This is a genomic window from Stenotrophomonas sp. 2YAF22 (assembly GCF_052114665.1).
Lineage (GTDB): Bacteria > Pseudomonadota > Gammaproteobacteria > Xanthomonadales > Xanthomonadaceae > Stenotrophomonas > Stenotrophomonas indicatrix.
Genome location: NZ_JBFRFE010000093.1, coordinates 1 through 9,608, shown reverse-complemented (window position 1 = coordinate 9,608; position 9,608 = coordinate 1). Strand labels below are relative to the sequence as shown.

General features: G+C 66.9%; 12 protein-coding genes and 1 pseudogene. 6 read left to right on the top strand and 7 right to left on the bottom strand.

The features are described from left to right. Positions 1–275 precede the first annotated feature (275 nt). Both AB4Y84_RS05985 and AB4Y84_RS05980 read left to right on the top strand, forming a co-directional pair. The gene (locus AB4Y84_RS05985) at positions 276–707 is read left to right on the top strand and encodes an HVO_A0114 family putative DNA-binding protein (RefSeq protein ID WP_442243975.1); all 432 of its coding nucleotides are present in this window, start codon (positions 276–278) and stop codon (positions 705–707) included. Between the two features lie 475 nt (positions 708–1,182). Next, positions 1,183–1,551, top strand: a complete 369-nt coding sequence (locus AB4Y84_RS05980; protein WP_442243974.1) for a hypothetical protein — start codon at positions 1,183–1,185, stop codon at positions 1,549–1,551. A gap of 30 nt (positions 1,552–1,581) precedes the next feature. Here the strand turns inward: AB4Y84_RS05980 and AB4Y84_RS05975 are convergent, their stop codons facing one another. Then, positions 1,582–2,259, bottom strand: coding sequence for a hypothetical protein (locus tag AB4Y84_RS05975; protein ID WP_394197312.1), 678 nt, complete (start codon positions 2,257–2,259; stop codon positions 1,582–1,584). A gap of 108 nt (positions 2,260–2,367) precedes the next feature. Here AB4Y84_RS05975 and AB4Y84_RS05970 point away from each other — a divergent pair, with 108 nt between their 5' ends. Then, positions 2,368–2,841 carry a YybH family protein gene (locus AB4Y84_RS05970; protein WP_442249868.1) on the top strand — a complete coding sequence of 158 codons (474 nt, stop codon included), beginning with the start codon at positions 2,368–2,370 and terminating at the stop codon, positions 2,839–2,841. A gap of 94 nt (positions 2,842–2,935) precedes the next feature. Here the strand turns inward: AB4Y84_RS05970 and AB4Y84_RS05965 are convergent, their stop codons facing one another. The 5 genes from AB4Y84_RS05965 to AB4Y84_RS05945 form a co-directional block, all read right to left on the bottom strand. Continuing rightward, on the bottom strand, positions 2,936–3,961 hold the full coding sequence (locus AB4Y84_RS05965) for an NAD(P)H-dependent glycerol-3-phosphate dehydrogenase (protein ID WP_025875929.1): 1,026 nt from the start codon (positions 3,959–3,961) through the stop codon (positions 2,936–2,938). Positions 3,962–3,981: 20 nt separating this feature from the next. Further along, positions 3,982–4,500 carry a protein-export chaperone SecB gene (gene secB / locus AB4Y84_RS05960; protein WP_025875931.1) on the bottom strand — a complete coding sequence of 173 codons (519 nt, stop codon included), beginning with the start codon at positions 4,498–4,500 and terminating at the stop codon, positions 3,982–3,984. A 99-nt stretch (positions 4,501–4,599) separates the two neighbouring features. Continuing rightward, positions 4,600–5,037 carry a rhodanese-like domain-containing protein gene (locus AB4Y84_RS05955; RefSeq protein ID WP_025875933.1) on the bottom strand — a complete coding sequence of 146 codons (438 nt, stop codon included), beginning with the start codon at positions 5,035–5,037 and terminating at the stop codon, positions 4,600–4,602. Between the two features lie 57 nt (positions 5,038–5,094). Continuing rightward, a complete protein-coding gene (locus tag AB4Y84_RS05950) occupies positions 5,095–5,526 on the bottom strand; it encodes a hypothetical protein (RefSeq protein WP_312107391.1) in 432 nt (143 codons plus the stop codon). 32 nt (positions 5,527–5,558) lie between these two features. Then, entirely contained in the window at positions 5,559–6,026 is a 468-nt protein-coding gene (locus AB4Y84_RS05945; RefSeq protein WP_089242022.1) for a YiiD C-terminal domain-containing protein, read from the bottom strand. 33 nt (positions 6,027–6,059) lie between these two features. Between AB4Y84_RS05945 and AB4Y84_RS05940 the strand changes: the two genes are divergently transcribed. The 3 genes from AB4Y84_RS05940 (at position 6,060) to AB4Y84_RS05930 (ending at position 9,247) form a co-directional block, all read left to right on the top strand. After that, complete coding sequence (locus tag AB4Y84_RS05940) at positions 6,060–6,848, top strand: uroporphyrinogen-III synthase (protein WP_442249867.1); 789 nt, start codon at positions 6,060–6,062, stop codon at positions 6,846–6,848. A gap of 104 nt (positions 6,849–6,952) precedes the next feature. Then, positions 6,953–7,933, top strand: coding sequence for a uroporphyrinogen-III C-methyltransferase (locus AB4Y84_RS05935; RefSeq protein WP_442243972.1), 981 nt, complete (start codon positions 6,953–6,955; stop codon positions 7,931–7,933). Positions 7,934–7,939: 6 nt separating this feature from the next. Beyond that, complete coding sequence (locus tag AB4Y84_RS05930) at positions 7,940–9,247, top strand: heme biosynthesis HemY N-terminal domain-containing protein (RefSeq protein ID WP_442243971.1); 1,308 nt, start codon at positions 7,940–7,942, stop codon at positions 9,245–9,247. Positions 9,248–9,346: 99 nt separating this feature from the next. On the opposite strand, the pseudogene AB4Y84_RS05925 reads toward AB4Y84_RS05930, so the two are convergent. Next, positions 9,347–9,608 (bottom strand): annotated as a pseudogene (locus AB4Y84_RS05925) (acetyl-CoA C-acetyltransferase); the annotation flags it as partial.

Here is a 9,608-nt window from a genome sequence, read left to right as displayed (position 1 = left end):
ACGCACCCGGACCCAAGAGCTGCCACGACATATACAAAAAATCTAGTTGCTGCAACTCGGTTGAGGGCAATAGTCATATACGTCTCGCGTCGTTGAGCCAAGAACGTTGATTACAGTCTCCAGAACATCCGCCTCGTATCCACCAAACGCCCTTGAGCCAGCGCCATTTTTCTCAAAGACTGGCTCGCGGAACGCTCCGATGATACTTGCTGGATTCTTCTCGGTTGCGCCCGCCCGGTCCAGCACCTGCACACAGACCTCCAGATGCGCCATCCATGCGCCGTTTGTTCAATCCAACGGGTGCTCGGCCAGACATGATCTATCGGTCCCAATGCAATCTCGCACCGATGACAGATTCCGATACGTGCCGTTCGCCAGTCCAAAGTACCTTCCGACGTTGTGTCATCGGCGGAGAACGAAAGGACAGATCGGCACCACCGCAGGTTACGGAGGGGGCGATAGCCTTCTCCACCCTGTCTTCCCTGGCCGCAGTATTGAGCGATGAGAACCGCCGGCTGTTGCGACTGCTGCGCGAACTTCAACCCAGGTCGCTCACCGAACTGTCCGAGCACTGCGGGCGCAAGGTTCCAAGCCTTTCTCGTACCCTTCGGATGATGGAAGGCTATGGTCTGGTTGAACTGAAGCGGGTCGGGGCGTCTGTGGTGCCATCTGCCATGGCCACGCGCTTTCTCATAGAGCTCGACTAGCACCACGCTGTATCGCCGCATCGCGGAGTTCTGTCGCTATTGCCTCGCTGACGTGTCAGCACACTACGCTGGCAATCACGACCCATGTCGCATATTCCTCTATCGCTGAGGGCCCTTGCGCCATCGACGTCTGGGGCGGCTTAACAGCATGCAAGAATGCCGAATGCGTCTTGTATCAGGCGTTGAATGCAACTTGTCTGATTGGCGTTACGCGGCCACAGAGGTACAGATGACGGGCCATCGAAAAAGGATGGCCGGGCATCGAAAACCCGTGAGATCACACACGTTGTTTACGCTTGCCGGCCGGCGTCACCCCGCGTGGCGCCGGCTGGCAATCCGTCTGCCGGCTATGGCGGGCGGAGCGTGGAGGCCTTGCGCCTGCCGGACTTATGCGTGATCTCCCGGTTTTCGAGCCACGTCTCCGCCCGCCACCTTTGTGTGGCGGTTACCGTCTGTCCTGCACGGAGCCTCAGCCATGACCACACCGGAATTCCCCCGTCCCCACCCCTATCGCGCTGCGCACGATACGTCATCAGAACAAGCACCTGCGCTCAATCCCGCGGCCTTCATCGCCACGCTGACGCGGATTGGAAAAGGCGCAGCCGCCGATGGCCAACCCTGGCCGGAGCGTCATCAGATGCCCGGCCGGCGTATGGCCCTGGCCGATGCGGACTGTGCACTTGCGGGCCTGCGCGTAGCGCTGGAGATGCTGCTGGCCGCCGAGCGCATCCGCCAGAATGGCCCGGACGAGGAGTACGTGGGAGATCGGGTGATGGAGGGATTGATGATGGCGTCCCTGGCGCTGACCGCGCAGGTCAGCGCGCGGATGCGGCCAGAGGAGTAACTCCGGAGAATCTTCCGGCGTTACCGCCCATCACTCGCAGGAATCGCCTTCTTCCTTCAGCATCGCCTCGTCCACCGGTCGCTCGCGCTCGATCAGCGCACGCTGCTCTGCGTCCGGCTCGCCCAGCCACCACACGTTGCAGCGGGCGGTAAGGCGGCCGACCATCTTCGAGTGCGTCGGCGAATACAGCATCGCCAGCGCGGTGGTCGAGCACTGGTGTGCCTGACAGGCGGTGTAGAGCCACCACGGCTCGCCCTGCAGCACCATCAGTTCGCCAGGCCCGCTGGGACCGCTCAGCAGGCGTTCGCGCAGGGAGGGGATGGTCTTGTCGGGCGATTCGGCCGCCGCAGTGTTCTTCATCAGGGCGTCGAACGCGGCCAGCACCTTCGGGTCCTTGCGGCCGCAGTCGTCCACGGTGTTGCCGCCGACCAGGGTGAAGAAATAAGTCGCCAGCGGATTGTCCGCGCAGGTGAGTTCGGCGCCGGGGGTCTCACCTTCCGGCTCGCCTTCGCTGTCCCACACCGACGGGTCCACGCCGTCTTCGGCGGAAGGTGCGTGCTCGACCACCGTGGCCGTGGCGGCTGGGGCTTCCGTCGGCGCAGCAGTAGCGGCGGGTGCAGCTGCGGTGCCTGCTTCCGGTGCCGGTGCCTGCGTGCACGCGGCCAGCAACGCGACCAGCCCTGCCATTCCCATCATTCGTGACGTCATTCCCTGTCCTGTGTCCATTCGCCCAGCCGGCGACCGCGTGATTCTACCCGCCAGCCAAGGTGGATACTCTGGCAATCACGCCTTCCATCACCGCCAGGATGCAGACGCATGCTCCGTTCACTACTTGCCTCGATGCTTCTCAGTGGCCTGTTGCTGGCCGTGCCTGTGATTGCGCAACAGCCCGCTGCGCCCTTACCCATCTCGCTACCCGATGTCCCCCTGCCCGCCGCGCTCGATCGCGTGCTGCGCGATTACGAACAGGCGTGGCGCACCGGTGATGCGAAGGCGTTGGCGGGATTGTTCGCCGAGAATGGTTTCATCCTGCAGAGCAACCAGCCGCCCGTGCGCKGGCGCGCGGCGATCGAGGCAGCGTATGCCGGCCAGGGAAGCAGTCCGTTGCGGCTGCGTGCGCTGGCCTATGCCGCAGAGGAATCCACCGGTTACATCATTGGTGCCTACACCTACGGCAGCAACGTGGGTGATACCGGGAAGTTCACGCTGACGTTGAAGCGCGTGGCGGGTGGGCCGTGGATGATTTTTTCGGACATGGACAACACCAACACGCCGCCGCAGTCGCGGTGATGGGCGGTACGGGTTCCACAGTAGATCCACRCCATGCGTGGATGGGTTTCGCGCACGCAAAAAAAAACCCGGCGCTGGGCCGGGGTTTTTCGGTTCACTTGAACAGCGTGTCCGGATATTCCGGTTTCTGTTCGCGTGCCAACAGCGCACGCAATCCTTCTTCCGGGGTCTGCTCGCCATGCAGCACGGCGCGCACGCGGTCGGAGATGGGCAGGTCGATGCCATGACGGCGCGCCTGTCGCATCACTTCGTCGGCGGTCTGCACCGACTCGACCACCTGGCCGATTTCGCGGATGGCGTCCTGCAGCGTCTGCCCGCGGCCCAGGGCCAGGCCCAGGCGGCGGTTGCGCGACAGGTCGCCGGTGCAGGTCAGCACCAGGTCGCCCAGGCCCGCCAGGCCCATCAGCGTTTCCGGCTTGGCGCCGATCGCTGCCGCCAGGCGCAGCATCTCGTTGAGGCCACGGGTGATCAGGCCGGCACGGGCGTTCAGGCCCAGCTGCATGCCATCGGCCACGCCGGTGGCCACGGCCAGCACGTTCTTCATCGCACCGCCCAGCTCGGCACCGACCATGTCGTCGCCGGTATAGGCGCGGAACGCCGGACCATGCATCGCCTCGGCCACCGTCTGCGCGAACTCGGGCACGTCGCCGTGCACGGTGATCGCGGTCGGCAGGCCCAGGGTTACTTCCTTGGCGAATGACGGCCCGGTGACAACGGCCAGCGGCACGTCCTCACCCAGCACTTCACGCGCCACTTCATGCAGGAAGCGGCCGGAGCCGGGCTCGAAGCCCTTGGTTGCCCAGGCCACGCCAGCACCAGCCGGACGCAGCGGCGCCAGCGCGCGCACGGTTTCACCGAATGCATGCGACGGGGTCACCACCAGGATCCAGGCGGCACCTTCCACCGCCGACGCGAGGTCGGTAGTGGCACGCAGCGATTCCGGCAGCGGAATGCCCGGCAGGTAGCGCGGATTCTCGTGGCGCTGGTCGATGGCTTCAACCACGGCGGCATCGCGCCCCCACAGCACGGTCTGGCGACCGTGCCGGGCGAGCAGCGTAGCCAGCGCGGTTCCCCAGGAACCGGCGCCGAGTACGGCAATCTTGTCAGCGGTAGTGCTCATCCGTGACGTCGCGGCCGGGATCAGGCGTTGCCGGCCGGCTCGGAGTCAGCCAGCGACGGTGCGTCGCCCTGCTCCTGGCGCTGGCGCAGGGTTTCTGCGTACAGGCCTTCGAAGTTGATCGGCTGCAGGAAGAACGGCGGGAAGCCGCCGGCCTGGATCAGGTCGCTGACCAGCTGGCGCACGTACGGGAACAGGATGTTCGGGCACTGGGTGCCGAGCAGCACATCGATCGACTGCGGGTCCAGGCCGACCAGGCCGAACACACCCGCCTGCTTCACTTCGGCCACGTACGCGGTGCGCTCGCCGGCCTGGCAGGTCAGGGTCACGGCCAGCACGACTTCAAAGGCATTCTCGCCCAGACGCTGGACCTGCTGGTTCAGGTTGAGCTGCAGTTCCGGCTGCACCTGGTCGTTGAAGATCGACGGGGCATTCGGCGACTCGAAGGAAACGTCCTTGACGTAGATCTTCTCGACGGTGAACGCGGGGCCGGTGGCGGCATCGACCGGCGCGACAGCGCCGTTGGTGGTCTCTTCGGACATTTCCAGTAACTCCAGTGAATGCAATGAAAACGATGGTCGAATTACTGCGATGGGGGCGGCGGAGGGCGCAAACAAGGCCACATCCGCCACCGCCTGCTATCAGTTGCGGCCCTTGACCAGCGGCAGTTCTGCCTGCTGCCACGCGGGGATGCCGCCGTCGAGCACGAAGACCTTCTCGAAGCCGGCCTTCTTCAGCGCCTTGGCGGCGGTCTCGGACGCGTTGCCGCTGCGGCACACCAGTACCACCGGGGCCTGCTTGGCGTTGGCCACCAGCTTGTGCTCGGGGCCGAACGCGCTGGCCTGGGCACTGCGGCTGCCGGCGATGTGGCCCTTTTCGAAATCGGCGCTGGGCGACAGATCAACCACCACCGTGCCGCCCGCGTTGATCAGCTGGGTCAGTTCGGCGGGCTTGATGCCCTTGAAGCCCCGGAACAGGCGGCGGATTTCGGTGACGATGAGGGCCACGGTCAGGCCGACCAGGGCCGCGGACAGCATCGGGTTTCGGCCTGCGAAGGCCAGCAACTCTTCGTAATTCACTCAGGTCACGGGTCGATTAAGCGGGCGCCGATTGTCGCACAAGCCGGACGCGACCCGTCACTGCCCCTGCCAGAGGTCCGGCAGGCCTGCGCTTTGCCACCAGCGCTTGGCTTCCGGATCCCAGCGCCAGCGCTCGGTTACTACCACGGTGCGCTCGGCTTGGGTGTTCTGGTTGATCACCCCGATCTCGACCCGGCGCTCGACCAGGCCGCCCTCCAGCGCTGCCGTGCTGCGCTCGCGGTAGGACGACACGCGCAGCTGCGCATAGCGATTGAGTTCGAACTCGGTCGGCGGTTTGGTCTTGCGCAGCTGCGGGTCCAAGTAACCGATGGCATCGTCCATGCTGCCCCAGCGGATGGTGGCGCCGTAGGCGATCTGGGTCTCTTCCAGCAGCTTGCGCTGCTTGCGGCTGAGGTCGTCGGCGGCAGCACCGGCGGCGGCGCTGAGCAGCAGCAGGGAACACAGGAGGATCTGGATGAGGCGGCGCATCGGTGGGTTCCGCAGGGCGTCAGCCTGCCATCCTACCCTTTGGCGAAGGCAACGAAACGACCACTGAATTCGGCCGCGGCCTTGCCATCGGCGCCGGGCTGGGTCGCGACAATGCTGATGCGGGCCTTGCCGCGCTGGCGGAACGTGGCCAGGAAGGTGTCCCAGGCGCCGCTTCCGGTGGCTTCGGCGTGGGCATGCAGGTCTTCATAGACCGGCGCCAGGTAGCGCAGGTTGCTGTCGGCCACGTAGACCTCGGCGTCGTGGCCGGCCAAGCGCAGGCGCAGGCTGACCAGCGCCCAGCCGGACAGGGTCAGCACCGAGGCCAGGCTGCCGCCGAACGCGTTGCCCTTGTCGTTGACATTGGCCACCAGCGGCGCGGTGATGCGCAGCACGCCGTCGGCATAGCCATCCAAGCGGATCTGCATCGCGCGGACCGCCGGCATGCAGTCCAGCACGTCCTGCAGGGCAGCCAGCGAAGAGGTCAGGGCATCAACAGCCATCAGCAGCAACCACGACAACAAAGGGCCCGCATAATGACGGGAATGGCCAACCATACGATACCCACTGGCTGGACCCTGATCTCACTGCGCCCGCAGGGTCAGCAGGCGGCGCTGCGCCACGCCGCAGCAGCGCTGGGAGGCCGTACCGTCGCGCTTTCGCCCTGGCGGCTGCAACGTCTGCAGAACATTGCCGCATTGCAGCAATTACAACGGGCGCTGACCAGCGATCGGGTAGTTTTCACCAGCCCGGCGGCCGTCGCGGCGGCCGCCAGCCTGCTGCCGCTGGCGGCGGCGCAGTGCAGCCCGTGGCTGACGGTGGGTGAAGGCACCGCGCGTGCCCTGCTGGCGCATGGCGTCGCTGACGTCCATGCGCCCCAGCGGATGGACAGCGAGGGCCTGCTGGCGATGCCGGTGCTGGGCGATGTGCGGGGCATGCAGATCGGGCTGGTGACCGCACCGGGAGGCCGGGGCCTGATTGCCGCTGAGTTGCAGGCCGCTGGCGCGCAGATCACCCGCGCCGATGTCTACCGACGGCTGCCGCTGCGCTTGTCACGGCGCATGCTGGCGCGTTTGGCCCGTTCTCCGACACCCTGGCTGCTGGCCATCAGCAGCGGCGAGGCATTGCAGCGTTTCTGGCAGCAGCTGCCTGCGCACTGGCAGCAGCGGCTGCGGTCGAACGCGATCGCGCTGGTTGCCAGCGACCGGCTGGGCATGCAGGCGCAGGCCTTGGGGCTGACCCGGGTGGTGCGCAGCGAGGGCCCTACCAGCGCTCAGTTGATGGCCGCTGCACACACTGCGCTCACCGGCCCGRCAGCGACCTGAACAGGCACCCGGCAGCGGCTTGCCGGTGTCGTCGGCAACAGTGATGCTGTGCACAACGCTGCCTGCCGGATCTGTTCCGGCATTGCCGCCGACAAGGAAGCCCGATGAACGACACTCTGCCGCCCGCTCCATCGCCCCATCGCCCCCTGCGCTGGCTGCTGCCGCTTGCCGTGCTGGCGGTGCTGGGCGCGGGCGGCTATGCCGGCTACCACTATTGGCAGAAGCAGCAGAGCGACCAGCTGGCGCAGGCGCAGACCACCGCCGTGCAGCTGAAGGGGCTGGAGGGCACGGTCGAGGCCCTGCGCCGCGACCAGCGCGCTGCCAGCCAGCGCTTGCAGGATGCGGCCACCACCAACCGGGTGCTGCGCGACGAAGTGCTGGGCCTGTCGCAACGCAGTGCCCTGCTGGAAGAGAATCTGGCCAAGCTGGCCGACAGCGCCAACCAGGGCCGTCAGGCCGTGCAGCGCGATGAGGCCGAACTGCTGCTGACCCAGGCCGCACAGCGGCTGGCCTTCGCCGATGACGTGGAGGGCTCACGCCGGCTGTATGCGCTGGCCGCCACTGCATTGGCCGATCTGCCCGACAGCGATGGCCTGAACCTGCGCCAGGCACTGGTGCAGGAACGCAACGCGCTGGATGCGTTGGGCGCTGGCCCGCGCGTGCTGTCACTGCAACGCCTGGACGCGCTGGGCAAGGCCCTGCAGGGCCTGCCTTCGCAGATCGCGCAGACGCCGGCCGACAACGCCGCAAAACCGTGGTGGCAGGCTGCGCTGGCGCCCTTCGTGGACATCACTCCGAGCCGTCTGAACGGCCCGCTGACCTCGGCCGAGCGCACCACCATCGACACGGCACTGCAGCTGGAACTGACCCTGGCCCGCGCAGCGATCGAGCGCGGCGATGGCAGCGGCCGCGATGCCGCGCTGAACAGAATCGATCTCTGGGCGCAGCGGCGCTGGCCGGATTCACCGGACCTGCGCGCGCAACGTGCTGAACTCCATGCCCTGCGCTCGCTGCCATTGCAGACCGATGACACCGTGCTTGGCAGCACTCTGCAACAACTGCGTACCCAGACCGACCGGAGGTAAGCCCGTATGAAACCCCTGCAATCACTGGTCGTGCTGTTGCTGGCAGTGGCCATTGGCGTAGTTGCCGCGCAATGGCTCGGCACCGATGACCTGAACCGCTACGGCGAAGTGACCCTGCGCTATGGCGGCTACGACTACCACAGCAACCTGCCGAAGGTAGCGCTGCTGTCGGTGATCGGCGTGCTGGTGCTGTGGCTGCTGTGGAGCCTGATCGCCGCACCGTTCCGTGCCTGGGGCCGCTACCGCCGCAAGCAGGGCCGGGTGCGCCTGATCGATGGTCTGCTGGCCTACGAGCATGGCCAGTGGCAGCGCGCCGAGAAGCTGCTGGATGGCGCCGCCAAGGATCCGGAAGTGAGCGGGGTTGCCCTGGCCAATGCCGTGCGCAGCGCGCAGGTGCGGGCCGATGCACCCGCTGCCGAGGCGCTGCTGCAGCGCCTGGGCGAAAGCGATGCGACCTTGCAGGCACTGCTGCGTGCCGAGCAGCTGTTGGCCAACGATCTGCCGGTGGATGCGATCAACGCATTGGATGTGGCGGCGATCCAGCCGCTGCCGCCGCGTGGTCTGTGGCTGCGTACCGAAGCGCTGGCACGTGCTGGCCGCGCGCACGAGGCTTACGGCCAGCTGGGCGCGCTGCGCCAGACCAAGGTGCTGCCGGCCGAGGCCAGCAGCGAGCTGGAAGCACGCCTGGCCGCACAGGCGCTGCTGGAAGCGGGCGACGTCAACGCCCTTGCTGCGCAGTGGGAAGCCACGCCGAAGGCGCTGCGACCGACACCGGACGTGGTTGCCGCCTACGCCACCCGTGCGGTTTCACTGGACTGGGACGAACCGGCACTGCTGGCGCTTGAGCAGGCGCTGGACCACCGCTGGGATGACGAACTGGTGGCCGTGTATGGCCGTCTGCCGGCCAAACGTCTGGCCACGCGCCAGGCCAACCTGCAGCGCTGGCGCAACGTGCACGACGACTCGGCCGCCCTGCGCCTGGCCCAGGGCCGCATCGCGCTGGCGCAGCAACAGTGGGACGCGGCCGATGCGTTCCTGCATGAAGCCATCGCCGCGGGTGCCGGCGCCCCTGCGTGGGAAGCGCTGGGCGAAGCCTTCGCGCAACGTGGCGAACACGTGCTGGCCGCGCAGTGCCTGGCCAACGCGCTGCGCCTGCAGCGTGGCGAAGACAGCGTGGCGCTGGTGCGTGCACCGGCAGCGGTAGTTGACCCGCCACTGCATGCGACCGTCGAGGAGCAGTCGATTGCACCGCTGCCGCCGGTGTACGACGCCAATGAGGAGCGCGACGCGTTCGGCAACCCGCGGATGCCGTGACCCTGGCTGAAGGTGTGCGGGATAACAAAAAAGCCGCCCATCGGGCGGCGTTTTCAATTCCAACGTTGCCGGCCAGCGGCCGGCACTACCGCGTGGCGTTCAACGTTCGACGATCGCCACCACGCCCATGCCGCCGGCGGTGCAGATCGACACCAGCGCACGGCCACCGCCGCGCTCGGCCAGCTGCTTGGCCGCTGTGGCGATCACGCGTGCACCGGTGGCGGCGAACGGGTGACCGGTGGCCAGCGACGAACCCAGCAGGTTGATCTTGTCCGGGTCGATGCGGCCCATCGGCGCATCCAGGCCGAGGCGGTTGCGGCAGTAATCCTCGCTCTCCCACGCACGCAGGGTGCACAGCACC